Source organism: Evansella sp. AB-rgal1, assembly GCF_041820985.1.
Lineage (GTDB): Bacteria > Bacillota > Bacilli > Bacillales > Salisediminibacteriaceae > Evansella.
On the sequence record NZ_JBGUAU010000012.1, the window covers coordinates 46,693 to 65,226 of the forward strand.

General features: G+C 36.3%; 20 protein-coding genes. 2 read left to right on the forward strand and 18 right to left on the reverse strand.

Translation table 11 applies throughout. The annotated features are described in order from the left end of the window. Positions 1-40: 40 nt before the first annotated feature. Positions 41-271, reverse strand: coding sequence for a hypothetical protein (locus ACERII_RS11765; RefSeq protein WP_373642549.1), 231 nt, complete (start codon positions 269-271; stop codon positions 41-43). Between the two features lie 162 nt (positions 272-433). Then, positions 434-652 (reverse strand): YdbC family protein, encoded by a 219-nt coding sequence (locus tag ACERII_RS11770; protein WP_373642550.1) that lies wholly within the window; start codon positions 650-652, stop codon positions 434-436. A gap of 166 nt (positions 653-818) precedes the next feature. Between ACERII_RS11770 and ACERII_RS11775 the strand changes: the two genes are divergently transcribed. Further along, positions 819-1,253: a DUF2621 domain-containing protein gene (locus ACERII_RS11775; RefSeq protein ID WP_373642551.1), complete on the forward strand. Its 435-nt coding sequence runs from the start codon at positions 819-821 to the stop codon at positions 1,251-1,253. Between the two features lie 329 nt (positions 1,254-1,582). On the opposite strand, the gene ACERII_RS11780 is transcribed toward ACERII_RS11775, so the two are convergent. The 12 genes from ACERII_RS11780 to yneA form a co-directional block, all read right to left on the reverse strand. After that, positions 1,583-2,194: a hypothetical protein gene (locus ACERII_RS11780; protein WP_373642552.1), complete on the reverse strand. Its 612-nt coding sequence runs from the start codon at positions 2,192-2,194 to the stop codon at positions 1,583-1,585. Beyond that, a complete protein-coding gene (locus ACERII_RS11785) occupies positions 2,195-2,749 on the reverse strand; it encodes a TlpA family protein disulfide reductase (RefSeq protein WP_373642553.1) in 555 nt (184 codons plus the stop codon). 299 nt (positions 2,750-3,048) lie between these two features. Then, on the reverse strand, positions 3,049-3,258 hold the full coding sequence (gene copZ, locus ACERII_RS11790; RefSeq protein ID WP_373642554.1) for a copper chaperone CopZ: 210 nt from the start codon (positions 3,256-3,258) through the stop codon (positions 3,049-3,051). Positions 3,259-3,325: 67 nt separating this feature from the next. Then, on the reverse strand, positions 3,326-3,646 hold the full coding sequence (locus ACERII_RS11795; RefSeq protein WP_373642555.1) for a metal-sensitive transcriptional regulator: 321 nt from the start codon (positions 3,644-3,646) through the stop codon (positions 3,326-3,328). A gap of 378 nt (positions 3,647-4,024) precedes the next feature. Continuing rightward, the gene (locus tag ACERII_RS11800) at positions 4,025-4,444 is read right to left on the reverse strand and encodes an SRPBCC family protein (RefSeq protein ID WP_373642556.1); all 420 of its coding nucleotides are present in this window, start codon (positions 4,442-4,444) and stop codon (positions 4,025-4,027) included. 28 nt (positions 4,445-4,472) lie between these two features. Further along, on the reverse strand, positions 4,473-6,269 hold the full coding sequence (locus ACERII_RS11805) for an ABC transporter ATP-binding protein (RefSeq protein WP_373642671.1): 1,797 nt from the start codon (positions 6,267-6,269) through the stop codon (positions 4,473-4,475). After that, positions 6,269-8,026 (reverse strand): ABC transporter transmembrane domain-containing protein, encoded by a 1,758-nt coding sequence (locus tag ACERII_RS11810; protein ID WP_373642557.1) that lies wholly within the window; start codon positions 8,024-8,026, stop codon positions 6,269-6,271. The genes ACERII_RS11805 and ACERII_RS11810 overlap by 1 nt, the downstream gene beginning before the upstream one ends. A gap of 128 nt (positions 8,027-8,154) precedes the next feature. After that, positions 8,155-8,373, reverse strand: coding sequence for a YneF family protein (locus tag ACERII_RS11815; protein WP_373642558.1), 219 nt, complete (start codon positions 8,371-8,373; stop codon positions 8,155-8,157). Between the two features lie 369 nt (positions 8,374-8,742). Beyond that, positions 8,743-9,195, reverse strand: coding sequence for a sporulation inhibitor of replication protein SirA (gene sirA, locus ACERII_RS11820; protein WP_373642559.1), 453 nt, complete (start codon positions 9,193-9,195; stop codon positions 8,743-8,745). A 334-nt stretch (positions 9,196-9,529) separates the two neighbouring features. After that, on the reverse strand, positions 9,530-11,527 hold the full coding sequence (gene tkt, locus ACERII_RS11825) for a transketolase (RefSeq protein ID WP_373642560.1): 1,998 nt from the start codon (positions 11,525-11,527) through the stop codon (positions 9,530-9,532). A gap of 331 nt (positions 11,528-11,858) precedes the next feature. Continuing rightward, complete coding sequence (locus tag ACERII_RS11830) at positions 11,859-12,095, reverse strand: DUF896 domain-containing protein (protein WP_373642561.1); 237 nt, start codon at positions 12,093-12,095, stop codon at positions 11,859-11,861. Positions 12,096-12,187: 92 nt separating this feature from the next. After that, positions 12,188-12,511, reverse strand: coding sequence for a cell division suppressor protein YneA (gene yneA / locus ACERII_RS11835; RefSeq protein WP_373642562.1), 324 nt, complete (start codon positions 12,509-12,511; stop codon positions 12,188-12,190). A 188-nt stretch (positions 12,512-12,699) separates the two neighbouring features. Here yneA and lexA point away from each other — a divergent pair, with 188 nt between their 5' ends. Beyond that, a complete protein-coding gene (lexA, locus tag ACERII_RS11840) occupies positions 12,700-13,317 on the forward strand; it encodes a transcriptional repressor LexA (protein ID WP_373642563.1) in 618 nt (205 codons plus the stop codon). A 109-nt stretch (positions 13,318-13,426) separates the two neighbouring features. Here the strand turns inward: lexA and ACERII_RS11845 are convergent, their stop codons facing one another. The 4 genes from ACERII_RS11845 to hflX all read right to left on the reverse strand — a co-directional run bounded on the left by ACERII_RS11845 (position 13,427) and on the right by hflX (position 18,532). Further along, complete coding sequence (locus ACERII_RS11845) at positions 13,427-14,137, reverse strand: DUF421 domain-containing protein (RefSeq protein WP_373642564.1); 711 nt, start codon at positions 14,135-14,137, stop codon at positions 13,427-13,429. Between the two features lie 205 nt (positions 14,138-14,342). Next, positions 14,343-15,680 carry a type I glutamate--ammonia ligase gene (gene glnA / locus ACERII_RS11850; protein WP_373642565.1) on the reverse strand — a complete coding sequence of 446 codons (1,338 nt, stop codon included), beginning with the start codon at positions 15,678-15,680 and terminating at the stop codon, positions 14,343-14,345. A 319-nt stretch (positions 15,681-15,999) separates the two neighbouring features. Then, positions 16,000-17,259, reverse strand: coding sequence for a methionine gamma-lyase family protein (locus tag ACERII_RS11855; protein WP_373642566.1), 1,260 nt, complete (start codon positions 17,257-17,259; stop codon positions 16,000-16,002). Further along, the gene (hflX, locus tag ACERII_RS11860; RefSeq protein ID WP_373642567.1) at positions 17,249-18,532 is read right to left on the reverse strand and encodes a GTPase HflX; all 1,284 of its coding nucleotides are present in this window, start codon (positions 18,530-18,532) and stop codon (positions 17,249-17,251) included. Before hflX ends, ACERII_RS11855 begins: the two co-directional genes overlap by 11 nt. Positions 18,533-18,534 lie beyond the last annotated feature (2 nt).

An 18,534-nucleotide genomic window follows, 5' to 3' on the forward strand; every position in this document is an offset into this window, starting at 1 on the left:
ACTTACAAGTCTCCATCAAATTTGATGGGGACTCTTCCTTCTATTCTCCCCCACCAAAATCCGAACTATCACTACTAGAACTATCCTTTTCGCCTTTTGCTGTAGTGCCCATTTTTTTGTCTGCTTCTTTCATTCCAGCCTCTTTTATAATAAAACTGCTAAACGTATAAGGTTCTGTAAAAGGTTCTCTGAAACGTGTGCTTAGAAATGCCAAAATCGATAACCCAGTTACAAAAATGAAAAATTTAACGGTAAACACCTCATTTTTCAAAAGTTTATTACTACCATTCTATTTACAAGTCCATATATTATGCATACTTAAACTCGAGTACTGCTCAAAAAAAGCATTTCTATTCAAAAATACCTCTTATGATCTTTACAACTAACCGGAAGAAATCATTCTCCCGGTTCAAATCATGTATGTATTGTAATATTATTTCAGTTCTTCCAGAACGTCCTTCAGTTTACTAAGTTCTTCTTTTGAAAAAGTGAGACCTTTGCCCATTTTTTCGTGATTCGGTGACCAATCGCGAATATCGTATTTAGGTTCACGTCCGTTCCAACTTACTAAATTCAGTTCTCTATTCCACCCTTTTGGTGATTGTGATAAAACTGCAAGCGTTTCTACTATTTCATATTTAATCTCTGCCATTCTAATCTATCCCTTCCTATAAAATCACTTTAATGTAACTATACTAATTATCGTCCTCCTCCTACAAGTTTTTATGATGAAAACGGAAAAATATAATAGCTCTCTCTTTTCAGAACTTGAAGAATAGCGTACAATATAGAACAGGAAAAGGAAGAGGTGATGTCTGATGCCGAACGATTGGTTTATGTGGATGATCGTCCTTTGGTCAATCTTTTTATCCGTGACCATGGGTATCGGAGGATATTTTATGTTTCGTAAGTTTTTAAAGAAAATGCCAAAGGAAGATGGTAAATCCATTCTCGATTGGCAAGAACATTACATAAATGAAACATTACATTTATGGACAGACGAGAAAAAAGCATTTTTAAATGAATTGGTAGAGCCTGTTCCTGAGTTGTTTCGTGATGTAGCAAAAGGAAAAATAGCAGGTAAAATAGGAGAATTGGCATTAGAGGAAAAAGCAGTTCAAATGACAGATGAATTAATCATTAAAGGCTATATCATCGCAACCCCGAAAAGAGATCATAAGTTTTTAATCAAAAAATTAAAAGAAAAAGAAATTGATATTCAACAGTATGAAGCTTATTTTTCTGCAAAATAATGCAATACTTAAAATAAAATCCCCTAAGAAAAAGTATAAATAGTTCCGTTTAGAGGGAGAAAACTAAAAATTACACAGTAAAAACGAGACCTTTTCACATAGTGAATTTGTCTCGTTTTTCATCATAAAGAACACAGTTAATTTCATCTAATTCAACACCATAGTAGATAGGTAAATAGCAGCTACTTTCGTATAAATTCGATTGAACAAAGCCAAAAATGCCATGATTAAAGCGAAGATACTTACGACTATTTCTATCATGGGAATGTCCTCTTCTATCTATCATTCTTCTCCATTATTATATCGCACAAATAAAGTAGAATCCCCTATTACGAGAACGGAGCTAGTAAATAGGTAATGAATAGTATACCAATAAAAAGAAAAATGGTTCTAGCAAACCTTTTTTCTTTTGATATTAGTAATAAACAAGAAATTATTAGTATTAGGTAAGACCAACTTTTATAAATATTTATAGGATGATATACTTCCCCATCCAATTTGAAACCTAAAGAAAATGGTGTTACTTGCCCGTATTCTCGTACAAAGAATGAAAGCACAAATAGGGAAATCACCACTCCAAAAGCTAGACTATCAAAAGTCTGATACGACCATTTTTTCCGTAATGATTGGATAAAAAAATAAAGTAGTGACACTCCTACGGAAACTTGTAATGCATATGGTCCTCCCATAAAATAAAGAAGATTGCTTGGAGACGTTAGTAAGCTTGGTTGAAGAATAAATGGCCATAGCTTATAAATACCAATAGCAATAATTAAGGAAACAAAAACATGATTTTCAACTTCCTTGTAATTACCTTTATCTGCTTTCTTCAAATAGGTTACGAAAAATACATAACTTAAGAATATCCCAATGATGAGAAATAAAAGTTGAATAGATATTGTAAACGGCCCTAGGGAAAAGGTTTCAAACGGATGAAACATTTAATTACCCCTTTTCATTTGAGCGATCGATTGCTCAATTTCTATTACTGTTATAGCACCAACTTTACGATGAGTAATGATTCCTTCACTGTTAATGAAGATCGTTGCAGGAATTGGTGGAACATAATAAGAGCCAGAAACGGTTCCCTCTATATCCATTACATTTTCGAAGTGAATTTGGTGCTTCTCAAGAAACTTTGTTGCTTCTGATATGGAGTCTTGCTTTGTTACATTTATCCCAACGAAATGGATTTCGTCTCCATAGGTTTGAAAGGAATGTTGTAATGCTTCCATGGAGGCACTACAGAAAGGACACCAGGACGTCCAAAAATACAAAATGACACCATTTTTTTCTGTAAGGGTAAGGTCCGATAATGTAATAGTTTCCATTGGGTAACTTATTTTATTTAGTTGAAAATTCGGTGCTGTATACCCTGGTTGTGGGATTGTTGCTACAGAACCTAAATTCATCCTTTTCTGTTGCTGATCCATCCATAAAAATAGAGAGACAGTTAAGATTATCAGCAGAATAACAACACGTTTTATGTATAGCATAGAAACATTGCCCCTTCCATCATTAAACAAAAAACAAAGATGCCGTTTTATAAGAAAATCGTAAGGCGCCCTTTCATGACCGAAATGCAAATGTTCTGGACGAACGAAAAGCTTAATCCGCTTGCATATCTGCGAAGAAAAATGTTCTTTCAGTTGAAAAGTACTTTTTACTTTTCATCGTCCAGGTTATTTGACACGAGGTCATGGCGCCTGGAGCAAGACAACTTTCTAAGTCCAAAAATGTTATACTTTCTTTTAAGAAAAAAACGCTGGGAACACCCAACGTTTTCATAAACCTATTAAGATACTACATCAAAACCTTGTTCTTCTATTTCTTCCTTAAGTTTATCTACCGTTACTGTATCAGCATCAAATTCAACCGAAACATTTTTATCTTCTAGACTTACTTCTGCTGCAGTAACTCCAGCTAATTTCTTCAATGCACCTTCCACTGAAGATTTACAGTGTCCACACGTCATACCGTCTACTTGAATGATTTCTTTTTTCATATAGCACACTCCTAAAAGTAAATTATTTATATTTTTAAGCTCTCCAAAGAAAGCAGAAGACAAACAATTATTTTGAGAATTGTTGAATCACTTTCATTAGTTCATTGATGGCTTCGTCACCTTCACCATTCGAAACCGCATGTGAAACGCAACCACGAGTATGATCTTCCAGTAAGTTATACCCTACTTTTTTCAACGCCGCTGTTATAGCAGACAATTGTACTAAAATATCTACGCAATACCGGTCTTCTTCCACCATTCGTTGAATACCTCTTACTTGTCCTTCCACTCTTCTTAGACGTTGAATCAACTCTTTTTTCTCATCATCTGTTCTCATTGCTGCAGGTTTTTTGTTCACTGATAATGGAATATTCAGTTCCTTGTCCATATGAATCACCTCGTTATTTATACCATACCCCTGGTAAGTATCCTTTGTCAATCATCTTACATTCACTTGTCATAAAATTTTCATATTCGAATTGTAAGAAGAGGTTGGGACAAAAGTGTTTTCAGCAAAGAGAAATCCCAACGAAATGATTCTTGGTACTATTTGCTGCACAAATATACTTCGCTTTCCGCGGGCGGCTGGTGAGCCGCCGAGCGCTTAAGCACTCTTGTGGTCTGACCCTTGCCTTTTGATCCCGCCGGAGTCTTCTTATATTTCCTCCGCTAAGGTACCCTATCGGTCGTCTTGCATGTTACACTTTCCTTATGTCCCAGCCTATTCTCATCTAAAACTCCGTCATAAAAAAGGCTTATGAAAGAACTACGACTCCATTACTTTTTTTACAGATGTTAAATGGTCTCCTTCTTCTCGTTTTAACATCTTTACTAATAGTGGCCGGAGTAACTTTGTACGGATTGTGTCTGTTTGAACTGTTCCTTCAAATGTCACTCTCGTAGAGCCATCATCTATCGAACTAACCTTATATACATACTGGACATTTAAACCATTGGATTCACTTTTCAAAACTACTTTCTTATTTTCCACCACTTCCAGTAATTTCAATGTGGAACTCACTTTCCGATTTGAAAATTGTCTTATTTCTTCGTAAACAGTATCCTCCTTCTTTACAACTTCCACAACATTAACATACATTTCTGTTCTATTTTCTGGATTTGCTAAAAAGGAAAACACTGCATCTAACGGCTGTTCTATCGTAATACGCTCCTGTAAATCTCCCATCTTCCCCCACCTTTCACAATAATTTTATTTAGTCACCTATCATTTCCTCTAATTTTTCCGCTCCCTGTTGAAGAAGATACATTTTATGATATAAACCCTCTTCTTGTAATAACTCCTGATGAGTACCCCGTTCTACGATTTCACCTTGATGGAGAACTAAGATTTGATCTGCATCCTTTATAGTCGATAAACGGTGGGCAATAGCGATTGTTGTTCTCCCTCGTCTCATCTTCTCCAATGCAACCTGAATTTCTGTTTCCGTTTCGGTATCCACACTTGCTGTCGCTTCATCTAAAACAAGAATTTTAGGTTTCTTCGCCATCGTTCTGGCAAAAGAAAGGAGCTGACGCTGTCCACTAGAAAACGTAGAACCTCTTTCTCCAACCGGTGTTTTATATCCCTTTGGTAATCGTTCAATATAAGGGTGTGCGTGCACGAATTTTGCAGCTTCTATTACATCCTCTTGAGACAGAGAGTCATCAAATAGACGAATATTATGTTCAATATCCCCAACAAATAGGAATGGATCTTGAAGTACTAACCCCATTTTTTCACGAAGTTCTTCATCTGAAAAGTGTTCAATTTTTTCTCCATCAATAAGAATTTCGCCATGTTTTATGGAATAAAAACGCATGAGCAAATTGATTATCGAGCTTTTTCCACTCCCCGTATGACCAACAAGTGCTAATGTTTCCCCTTCTTTTACTTTGAAGTTAATGTTCTTTAACACATCTTGTTTTCCATCATAAGAGAACGTAACATCCTTGAACTCAATTTCACCCTTTGAAACTTGAGGAGTGTTATCCCCTTGTTTTTTAGGTGCTATTTCGTCGTGATCCATTAACCGGAATACACGTCCAGCAGAAATCATTGCCTGTTGGAAAATTGATAAACGTTGCATCACTTGGTTCACAGGTTCAAAGAAACGATCTAAGTAACTTACAAAAGCATATAATACCCCAATTTCTACAGGACTATTTAGAGATGTGATTCCAAAAAAGCTTAAAACCAATACGAGGGCCATAATGGATAAGAAATCAACGGCAGGACGAAGCAAAAGTCCATCTAGTTTAATGCTTTTAAACCACGCTTCGTGATGCTCTTGGTTTGTTTTTTGAAATTCACGATTCATTCTTCGTTCTTGGCGAAAAATCTGAACAATTGCCATCCCTTGAATGGACTCATTTAGTCTTGCATTCAATTGGCTGAGCTTTTCACTCATTTCTGCATAGTATCTAGAACTGAATTTTCGATAAAGCTTCATTAAAATAAACAACATTGGTATAAGAACAAGACAGAACAAAGCTAATTGAACATTCAAGATGAACATTGCAACAAAAACACCAATAAGAAACACAATGTTTTGGACGAAAATTGCCAATACACTTACGTATAGTTCCTTTACTTGTTCGGTGTCATTTGTTATTCGAGATACAAGTCCTCCAGTGGGAAATTGATCAAAAAATGATAGGCCTAACCTTTCGACTTTTTCAAATACATCGATCCGTATTTGTTGGATAATTTCTAATGCTGTTTTTTGAAACAATAAAGATTGAAAGTAATTCATCATTGCTGCTGCAAAATATAATACAAGATAACCTACCCCTAGCATTAATAAAGGCTGAAAGTCAAAAACCCTTGGTGTTAAATAGTCATCGATAAATACCTTTATTAATATTGGACCTAGTATCTGTGCGCTTGTACCACCAACTAATAACACAAATGCGACGGTGAGCCATTTCCAATGGATTTTGGCATAGCTCATTAATTGTTTGAATACAGTTCCTTGTGGTAAAGGGATCAACAAATGTTTATGTCGTTCCATCATGATGACATCCCTCCTTTTTCCACTAACGTTTCTAACTGCTGATGATCATACATTTGACGGTACCACCCATTTTGCTCCATTAATGTCGCATGGTCTCCACGTTCCAATATTTCTCCTTGATCTAATACTAAGATTAAATCTGCATGTTTAATAGCACTTAATCTATGGGCAGTAATAAATGTAGTTTTTCCTCGACGAATTTGTCGTAATGCATTTAGTATAAGCTCTTCTGTTTTTGCATCTACTGCCGAAAGCGAGTCATCTAAAATAAGTACTTCTGGATTTGCCAACAATGCTCGGGCGATAGAAATACGTTGCTTTTGTCCTCCAGACAAGGTTACACCACGTTCTCCGACAATCGTTTCATACCCTTCATCAAAGCGGATAATATCTTCATGTATGGAAGCTAATTTTGCTGCTTCAATAATTTCCTGATAGGTAGCATCAGGTTTAGCAAAAGCAATGTTGTCCGCTATTGTTGCTGAAAAAAGGAAATGATCTTGTGGAACATAGCCTATAGAAGCACGAAGACCATTTAATGTATAGTCATCTAACCGTTTACCGTCAAATAAAACATGTCCATGCTTTATTTCAAAATCCCGCATAAGTGTTTTAATGAGTGTTGTTTTTCCACTACCAGTTCTACCAGCAACTCCTAACGTTTCTCCACGTTTCAAGTGGAAATGAATATCCTTTAAAGCTGGCTGCTCTTCTTTTTTGTATGAAAAGGATTGAATCTGAAACTCTAAGTCTCCTTTTGGTTGTTTATCAATTGCATTTGGTTTATCTACGATATCTTGTTCCACTTTTAATAGTTGTGATACTCGGTCATACGATGCTCTCCCACGTTCCACAATATTAAACAACCACCCAAATGCAAGCATTGGCCAGATTAGAAGCCCTAAATAGACTGTAAAACTAGTAAGCTGACCGATGGACATGTCACCTGCTACCACATACCGAGCACCAAAAACAAGCGATAAGAAAAACGAAATTCCTACAATGATTTGAATAGTTGGATCGAATAATGCATCTACTTTCGCAACAGACACATTTTTTTTCACTACATCTTCCGATTCTTTCGTAAACGAGGCAACTTCTTGCTTCTCATATCCAAACGTTTTTGTAACACGAATTCCTGACATACTCTCTTGTACTTTATCGTTTAAAGTAGAGAAAGCAGCTTGCGCCTTCGAAAAACGCTTATGTAGCATCGAGCCATATTTGTTAACAGCTAGTGCCATAAAAGGCATAGGTATGAGGGCAATGAGTGTAAGCTCCCAACTGATTGTAACTGCCATCGTAATAATAACAAAGCTTCCCATTGTAATGGAATCTACTAGCGTTAATACCCCTGCACCAGCTGTCTGCTCGATAGCTCGGATATCATTTGTGGAATGAGCCATTAAATCGCCTGTACGTCTTTTTTGAAAAAACGATGCTGACATTTTTGAAAAATGCTCAAACAGCTGATTTCGCAATAGTCTAGCTAATCGAATCGCTGGACCAAAAATTAAAATTCTCCACAAGTACCGTAATATATAAACAATTACTGCTAAGGCAAATAATACGAGCATCCACTGGAACAAAATGGTTTCCGTTAGTGTTCCCTTATCAATATGGTCCACTATAACCCCAATAATATATGGTGGTAATAAGGAAAATAACGAAACAAGCGCAAGAACAAGAATTCCTCCACCATAGTTCCATTTTTCTTGCTTAAAATACCAAGCTAAATCTTTAAATACACGCATCACAGCACCCCAATTTTCTATACATCAATTTTTACAAAGACCCTTTCCATCATATCAGAAATGGAAAAGTTGGAAAAGATAGAAAAGTTATATGAATATAAAAAACACTCCGGTTTGGAGTGTTTCTATTACTTCATATTGCTTTGCATTGCTTTCATCATTTGATTTACTTTCTTTTGTGACGGGTTCATACCCATTTGCATCATCATTACACGAAGCATTTTTTCGTTAATTGGTGGATTCTTTTTCATATAGCTCATCATATATTGTCTTGCGATAAAAAATCCTGCAGCAACACCGCCTAAAAGGCAAAGTACTCCAATAAGAATTACCCAACCTATTGCCATGTTTGTGTACCCCCTTCTTCTCTATGCTGTCTTGGAGACATGTCCAATATTATTTCAAACCTAGTTCATTATAACTCATTGGCTCGTACAATTAAAGTGATTGATGAAGAAATCGTTATGTCAATTCGACAATAATCATTTTTACGTGTTATTTCTTTTAATCTACCCTGAAAATACGTATGCTCGTTTGTGGTTAACTTATCAAGTATTATTACTTTGGTGGTAAGAATTCTATTCGGAAGTTGATGTTTCTAAAGCATCTTATAACGTTTTTCATTCTTCATGGTGCCAATTTCCCGTCGCTCTAAGTAGTCTAATTCCTCTATGATGGCTGAAATTCTGTCCATGCTAAGTGGGATAAAAGATCTTCTAATTAATCTGTTGTACATAGTCTATTGATTTTAATGGTTTTAACCAACCATATCTTTGTTGTTCAAACTCCATTGCGATAAAGTAGGAATGATAATAGCGTAGTATTTCAAAAAAGCATGCCTCTGCATCATACGTACCTTCAGAAAACAACGTGAGGTAATTATCATCCAGATATAAACCAGCTTGACTATTTTTATCTGGCAATCGAATAAAGTGCTTGTTACTGTCCGCAGAATAGCCAACTGATTTTTGTAAGCGGGATACAATAATATCTTCTAATTTTGCAATGTTTATTGGTTCCACTATAAAGTTTATTTGTTTATCTGTTACATCCTTTAATTTACCTTTAGCAAAACGATTTTCTTGAAATAAATTAAAAAGTTTTCCTTCTAATCCAAAATACTCGATAGCAATTTCATCTTTAATGATGTAAATTTCATATTCTCGCATTATAATCCCTCCAAGGAAAATACCTTCACACTATTATAGCGGAGAGGTTGTCCAAGATTTGTCGCTCTATGAAGGGATACTTGACTTTTTTTGTAGAAGGCTGTTTTTGCTAAAAGTATATAAAAGGGATTTATTTACAAAGGTGATAGAAGATCATTCAGAAAAGTCATACCTATAGAAATGTATTCGTTAATGCTGGTTTAAGATTAGAAGTTTCAAATCAGAACTTACTTCATTTGATGTCAACATAAACAATCTTGGTAAAAAGAGCCTTGTAGAAAAAAAGGTGTAAGAAAGGCATTTACACCGTTCTTACACCATATAAAAAATAAATCTATTTTTCTAATAGTTGTTTGAATTGAGCAACGACATTTTCTACTGAGAAGCCGTATTCTTTTACGACAACTCCACCTTCACCTGAAGCACCGAATCCATTGATTCCTAGCACTGATCCATGATCTCCTGTGTAACGTTCCCATCCTAAAGGAACTGCCATCTCAATACCTAGACGAGCTTTTACATTTGATGGAATAACTGACTCTTTGTATTCTTTTGATTGTTTTTCAAAACGATCCCAGCTCGGCATACTTACTACTGAAACAAAGATTCCGTCCTTTTCCAATACTTTTTGTGCTTCTACAGCAAGATGGACCTCTGATCCAGTCGCTAAAAGGATACCGTCTTTATCACCATTCGCTTCAGAAATAACGTATGCTCCTTTTTTTACACCTTCGTAAGCTGATTCTTTCGTTCCGTCAATTGTAGGCAAGCCTTGACGAGTAAGAACCAGAGCTGTTGGCTCATCTTTACTTTCTAAAGCTAATTGCCATGCTGCAACTGTTTCATTTGCATCACCTGGTCTGATCACAGAAACTCCAGGCATTGCTCTTAAGGCTGGTAATTGCTCTACAGGCTCATGTGTAGGTCCGTCTTCACCTACCGCAATACTGTCATGTGTAAATACATACGTAACAGGTACTCCCATTAATGCAGATAGTCTTACTGCAGGACGAAGATAGTCTGAGAACACGAAGAATGTTGCTGCATACGGCTTAATTCCGCCATGTAATGCCATACCGTTTACAGCACAAGCCATCGCAAATTCTCTTACACCAAACCATACGTTTCGTCCAGCGTAATTATCTCTTGAAAAATCTTCTTCTCCTTTTAGCATCGAGTTATTCGATGACGCAAGGTCTGCAGAACCACCAAATAGATATGGCACTTTTTTCGCAATAGCATTCAATGCTTCGCCACTTGATTGGCGTGTTGCAAGCTTGCTACCTGACTCATAGGTTGGTAAGTCTTGATTCCAGCCTTCAGGTAATTCACCAGTAATCGCAGCTTGGAATTGCTGAGCTAATTCTGGGTGTGCTTGTTTATATTTTTCAAAAAGCTCGTTCCATTCAGCTTCTTGCTTTGCGCCTTGTTGTGCTAAAGCATTATAATGTTCTCTCACTTCCGACGGAACATGGAAATCCTCTTCGAACACCCACTTATATGCTTCTTTTGTCATTTTTGCTTCTTCTTCACCTAGTGGCTTACCATGGGACTCGTTAGAACCACTTCTGTTAGGCGAACCGTATCCAATAACTGTTTTCACCTCAACTAATGTAGGTCGATCATCTGTTTTTGCTAATTCGATCGCGCGAGAAATCTCTTCTACATCATTACCATCTTCCACACGAATTACTTGCCATCCATAAGCCTCAAAGCGCTTTTCCACACTTTCAGAAAAAGATTGATGTAAATCTCCATCTAAAGAAATATCATTTGAATCATAAAGTACAACGAGACGCCCTAATTTTAAATGACCTGCCAATGATGCAGCTTCTGCAGACACACCTTCCATTAAATCACCATCACCACATATGCTGTATGTATAATGGTCGACTACATTAAAATCTTCCTTATTATAGGTAGCCGCAAGGTGTCTTTCTGCCATTGCCATACCTACTGCCATAGCAAAACCTTGTCCTAATGGACCTGTTGTCGCTTCAACACCAGGAGTATGCTTATATTCTGGGTGACCTGGAGTTTTACTTCCTAATTGACGAAAGTTTTTTAAGTCATCTATGGAAACATCGTATCCATGTAAATGAAGTAAGCTGTATAATAGCATAGAACCGTGTCCTGCTGATAACACAAACCGATCACGGTTAAACCAATCAGGATTTTTTGGATTGTGATTCATATATTTCGCAAATAAAGAATAGGCCATAGGAGCCGCTCCCATTGGCATCCCAGGATGTCCAGAGTTTGCTTTTTCAACACCATCAATGGACAACGTTCGAATCGTACTAATAGATAGAGCCTCGATATTATCTACCATAAAAAAATCATCCTCTCATCAAAAATTGACATTTTCTTCATTCATCATATACTTTCTTTTTTATTAAGACAACAGTATATACATGATTTGCTCAAAAAGCATAATCAGCTAGTATATAGTTAGTATGTACAAAAGAAGGTATGATAACAATGAAATCACTTACATACTTTTTCTTCCTTTTAAAATTTGTCAAAATCCATCTTTTCTTTTTTAAAACATGCTTACTATCATAATGATTTAATGATAAAGATATTAAGAAAAAACACCACAGGTAAAAAAATATACTTTCACAATAAAAAAACAACTACTAAAAAATTAGTAGCCGATAGATTTAATGTATGAAAGGATCATTGTTTTTATCTTTTTTTAACTTCTCCGGTGTTACATCATTTCCCTCTTCATCTACTATCTTTACAGATTTTAATTGATTTTTAAAAGATTGCCTTACATTTTTTAGATATGCCTCTCGTAATTCTTTTTGCTCTTTCTGTTCCTTCAATGAAAGACCTTCTTTTTTCGCTTTTGCTGATAACTCATTTATGCGTTGTAGCTTCTCTTTACTTAACATTACACTACCTCCAATGTATTACATACATTCTATCGTACATAAGTGACATAGGAGAATCAAGTTTTATGCCCATCATAAATATAACATACTTATCAGTCATGTTCAGAAGCAAAGGATTCCAATAATATTGGAACATAAATGGTTTGTCCAGGGTAAATTCTTTCACTACTTAACCCATTTTTATTTTTTATCCATGTAATTATCTCTTCCATTACCATTTGATCCCCCAGTTGATTCTTTGAAGCAATAGTCCATAACGACTCACCTTCCGAAACAACCCACTCTACCGTCACATAGTCATCTATTGCATGAACTTGATTAGAATTTATGTATGTCCATGTGAATAATCCGATTGCTAGTAATAATACTGCGAATGATGCATCTATTTGGTTTTTAAATTTTCGTATAATTTTCATTTTTCATCACCTCATGAGAATGTATGTTCGAGTATAGTATAACAAGAACACTCGTTCGTGTCAACAGGAAAGTAGAACGAATGTTTGCACCACTGCCACTCACATGGTATAATGTTCCTAAATATATCTCTGGTCTTGCATCAAATACATATATTCAAGTTTCGTAATCTAGTAAACGAGGTGCTATTATGTCAAATTTATCGAAACGTCAACAAGATATTTTAGATTTTATAAAACGGGAAGTGAAAGACAAAGGATATCCTCCTTCTGTTAGGGAAATTGGGGAAGCTGTTGGCCTAGCCTCTAGTTCCACAGTTCACGGTCATCTTTCTAGGCTAGAAAAAAAAGGACTCATTCGTCGCGATCCTACGAAACCAAGAGCCATTGAAGTAAGGGGAGTACCATCTTCCAACATCTCGGAAACTCCATCAATCTATGTTCCCATTATCGGGAAAGTTACCGCTGGTTCTCCTATTACAGCCATAGAAAATGTGGAAGAGTATATACCTTTACCTGCAAATTTTGTACAAGATGAAAATTCGTTTATTCTTGAAATCCAAGGAGATTCTATGATAGAGGCGGGTATTTTCGATGGTGATTATGTTGTAGTTCGTCAACAGCAAAGTGCCAATAATGGAGAAATTGTTGTCGCAATGACAGAAGAAGATGAAGCAACGGTTAAACGTTTCTTTAAAGAAAAAGATCACTTCCGTCTTCAGCCGGAAAACTCCTCGTTAGAACCTATCATTTTGCAAAACGTTTCTATACTCGGTAAAGTAGTTGGTGTATTCCGGTCTATTCATTAATATGTATTTATCTTATCTTTAAGCCTTTAAATAAAGACTCTTACAAACCGCGAATTGTTATTCTCTGTTTGTAAGAGCCTTTTTCTTTTGATTTCCCACACGGCTCCGATTAATACCTTTCCTTCATACTATAATAAAATTGTCCACCCTCATCCATGGAAAGTAAAAATACATCTTTATGGTCGGTAATCCCTAATTTTTTCATCTGATTAGAAAGCCATTGGAGTGATCCAACCTTCTTAACATTGGCATGAATGATTCTTCCGTCTTCAATTAAAATTGTTGGATAACCTTTTGGGTTTGTACTTTTGTTCATATCATTTGGAGTGATTGATTGAAATTCGCTTTTCTTAATTACGCTAATTTGTCCATTTGCCTCTAAAACAGCATAATCGATTTCATTAAAATCACTAGCACTCTGTAAACGTAAGTCCATCAATAGCGAATCAATCGTTACTTTGGCTTTCGTTAGCTCCTTATGCATAATTTTTCCATCTTTCATTAATATAAGTGGTTCATCTTCAATAACTCTGCGAAACCTCGGAGTTTTTAGAGCAATATACGATAAAGCTAAATGAAAGAACCCGATCATTGATGCAGCAGCTAATGGACCAGCCAACGGGAGGTCTCCACTGGACAATGGTTCACCGATAACATCCCCAATAACAACACCGAAGATAAAATCAATTGGGCTAATAGTTCCCATAGATCGTTGACCTAAAATTTTCACAAGCAAAAATACATATGTATAAATTATAGTGGCTCGAACTAAAAATCCATAGATTGGAAGATCTTCTGCTCCAGTCCAAAAATCAAACATTATTATCTCCTTCCAAATATACCTTCGAATAGTATCAATCTTAAAGGTTCTCTTTATTGTTATATTTTCCATTTATCATATTGGTATGTAAGGAGAAGTTTGGTAATTATGAAAAGCACAAGCATCCGAATCTAACATCATTCAATAGTTATATGGTTTTTTTGCATAAGAAAACCCCAAAGCCTAAGCTTTGGGGTTTTGCATATTAATAAGTAGTCATATACTGCTCTCTTTCCCAAGGGTGTACTTGGGTACGGAACATGTCCCACTCAATCTCTTTTGCTTCAATGAAGTGCTCTAATACGTGAGCCCCTAAAGAGCTTGTAATGATTTCATCTTTCTTTAAAGCATCAATAGCACCTTTTAAAGTTGCTGGTAAAGCTTCAATACCTTCAGCTAAACGCTCGTTTTCATCCATAACATAGATGTTTCTGTCTGTTGCTGGAGGTGGTGTTAATTGATTACGAATTCCATCTAATCCAGCTGCTAGCATTGCTGCCATTGCAAGGTATGGATTTGCTGATGGGTCTGGACTACGAACTTCAACACGAGTACTTATTCCTCGAGAAGATGGAATACGAATTAATGGTGAACGGTTTCTCATAGACCACGCAACATAACAAGGTGCTTCGTAACCAGGAACTAAGCGCTTGTAAGAGTTAACTGTTGGATTCGTAATTGCAGTAAAAGCTGCAGCATGTTTTAAGATACCAGCAATGAATTGCATCGCAGTTTCACTTAATTGTGCAGGTGCATTTTCATCAAAGAATGCATTTTCTTTTGGTCCACGGAATAGTGACATATTAGCATGCATACCACTTCCGTTTACACCGAATAATGGTTTTGGCATGAATGTCGCATGTAAACCATGTTTTGCTGCAATCGTTTTTACAACTAATTTAAATGTTTGAATGTTATCGCACGTTGTAACTGCATCTGCATATTTGAAATCAATTTCATGCTGACCAGGAGCTACTTCATGGTGAGATGCTTCAATCTCAAAGCCCATATCTTCTAATTCTAACACGATATCACGACGGCAGTTTTCCCCAAGGTCAACTGGTGCTAGATCGAAATATCCACCTTTATCATTAAGCTCTAATGTAGGCTCACCTTTTTCATCTGTTTTGAAAAGGAAGAACTCTGGTTCAGGTCCGATATTAAAATCAGTGAAACCTAATGCTTTTGCTTCTTCTAATACTCTCTTTAAAGCTCCACGTGGGTCTCCTGCAAATGGAGTTCCATCTGGGTTGTATACGTCACAAATTAAACGTGCTACTTTACCTTTTTCTTGGTTCCAAGGGAAGATAACCCAAGTGTCTAAATCAGGGTATAGGTACATATCAGATTCTTCGATACGTACAAACCCTTCGATAGAAGAACCATCAAACATCATCATGTTATCAAGTGCCTTAGGTAATTGATCCACTGGAATTTCTACGTTTTTGATAATCCCTAGTAAGTCAGTGAATTGTAGACGAATATAACGTACGTTTTCTTCCTTTGCAATTGCTAAGATGTTTTCTTTTGTGTATTTACTCATTATTCTTCCGCCTCCTTAAAATATCTCCTACATGGAAGTACAATAGAGATTAATTTCTTCCCCATTCATCTTCACCTGTTTGACCTCGAGTCCCTTTTGAAAAAGTAACTCGTTGTCTTTGTTATCTATTATACTATCGAAGATTAAATCCCTTGTGTTAAATCATGTTAGATTATCTGACATGGTAATTTATCTGACATTATAAAGTTATATTTAATGAGGGTTGATGTGACAAGGGTTTAGTAGTGGAAACAAAAATATATTTTTCTAAAAACTTTTTTCCGACCACACCTTTAAGTTTCAACAAATACCGTCAAATTTACACATTTACTTTCAACAAATTTTTATTAATCAGAGACAAAACAGCATCAAAGACGCCTACTTTTACATGTTCATATGTTAGTCCTCCTTGCACATACGCAGTAAATGGGGGGCGTATTGGACCATCCGCTGTTAATTCTATACTTGCACCTTGTATGAAGGTTCCCGCTGCCATAATGACATCATCCTCATAGCCAGGCATTGGACTCGGGTATGGTGTCACATGCGCGTCTACGGGAGAGGAAGCCTGTATAGCTTGGCAAAAAGCAATCATCGTCTCTTTCGTTGGAAAAGAAACAGATTGAATTAAATCCGTTCTTTGATCATTCCAACTAGGAGATGTGTTCATCCCTATTTCTGCTAAAAACTTTGCAGTAAACATGGCACCCTTTACTGCTTGATTTACAATATGTGGTGCTAAAAAGAAACCTTGGTACATTTCTAATAAGCTATATAAGGACGCTCCTCCCTTTAGACCGATACCAGGGGCAGTTAACCGAACAGCACATTGCTCAATATAATTTTTCTTCCCAACTAAATACCCACCAGTTTTTACAATGCCTCCTCCTGGATTTTTTATTAAAGAACCTGCCATTACATCTGCCCCTACATCACAAGGTTCGCTTTCTTCAACAAATTCACCATAACAATTATCAACAAAGACAATGAGATTTTCATCAATTTCTTTAATAAACCTTACCATTTCCCCTATTTGGTCCACAGTAAAGGAAGGTCGATTGTCATATCCTTTCGATCGTTGAATTCCAATAACTTTCGTTGAATTCGTTATCATCTTTTGAACTTGAACAAAATCAATAGCACCGTTATTCAAAGGTACAAATTCATAAGATATTCCAAAATCCTTTAAAGATCCGTTTGATTCTCCACGGATTCCAATTACCTCTTCTAAAGTGTCGTAAGGCTTTCCTGTAATATATAACAACTCATCCCCTGGACGAAGTAAGCCAAACAGTGCTGTACTTATTGCATGTGTTCCTGAAACAATTTGTGGACGAACAATTGCCTTTTCCCCTCCAAAAACTTGCGCATATATTTTTTCTAACGTTTCTCTCCCTACATCATCATACCCATACCCCGTAGATGGCTGGAAATGAAACTCCGAAACTTCATGATCTCGAAATGCCTTCAAAACTTTCCGTTGGTTACGTTCACTTATTTTATTTCTCGTAGTAAAACTTTCTTGTAACTCCTGTTCAATAGTACTTGCTAAATGATCTAATTGGTCCTCAATACTCATTCTCTACTTCTCCTCTAGTTTCTCTTGTTTTCATTTCGTGATAAATAGCTGACTCATCAGGTGCATACCCTCTTACAACATATTGCTCTGTTTCTTCATCAAACACTCTTTCAAGTTGGATGGTTTCCTTTTGTAAGCGGTGAAGCGCTTTTCCATCATGTGCATCAATATGCACAATATATGGCGAAAAGTTTTCTTCCATGATGGATTGTATTTTTAATTGGAGCTTGTCCAAATCATCTTCATTCATGGAACTAATTAATATGGAAGGACCATTTGTGTAAGAAAAGAAATCCTCTGTTAATAAATCTCGCTTATTGTATACAGTAAGCATAGGAATTTTTTCAGAGTTTAGGTCTTGCAACAAGTCAAGAACTGTCTTTTCATGGTTTGGATGATCTTCATTGGACGAATCAACAACATGTAAAATTAAATCTGCTTCTTGTACTTCTTCTAATGTGGATCGAAAGGCAGCAATTAAGGCGGTAGGCAACTGTTGAATAAAACCAACAGTATCAGTCAAGAGTACTTCCATCCCAGATGGTAGCTTTATTTTTTTTGTCGTTGGATCTAACGTAGCAAACAATTTATCTTCCACATAAACATCCGCCTGTGTTAATTTATGTAATAATGTTGATTTACCAGCATTCGTATATCCAACCAGAGAGATTTGAAATACTTGGTTCTTTTTTCGTCTACTACGATATCTCTCTCGGTGTGACACAATTTGGTCTAGTTGGGTACGAATGTCTGTCATTCTTGATCTTATATGTCGTTGATCTACCTCTAACTGCGTTTCACCTGGACCTCGCGTACCAATACCTCCACCTAATCTTGATAAGGCTACTCCTTGGCCCCGAAGTCTTGGTAGCAAATAGCTTAACTGTGCTAACTCAACTTGAAGCTTCCCTTCTTTTGATCTAGCTCTTCTTGCAAAGATATCTAATATTACCTGCGTCCGATCAATTACTCGAACCTCTAGCGCATTGGATAAGTTACGAAGCTGAGAAGGAGAGAGCTCATCATTAAAGATAACGAGCTCTACTTCTTTTTCTTCAATTAGCATCTTCAATTCATCTACTTTTCCACTTCCGATATAAGTCGCCCGATTTGGATTTTCACGATTTTGCGTCATTTCCATTACAACTGTACCACCTGCAGTAGAAGTTAACGCCTTTAATTCCTGCATTCGATACGAAAAATCATCGTCTGCTATTTTCGAAGTTTTTAATCCTACTATAAGAACTCGTTCTTCTACATCTTTACTATTCAAGT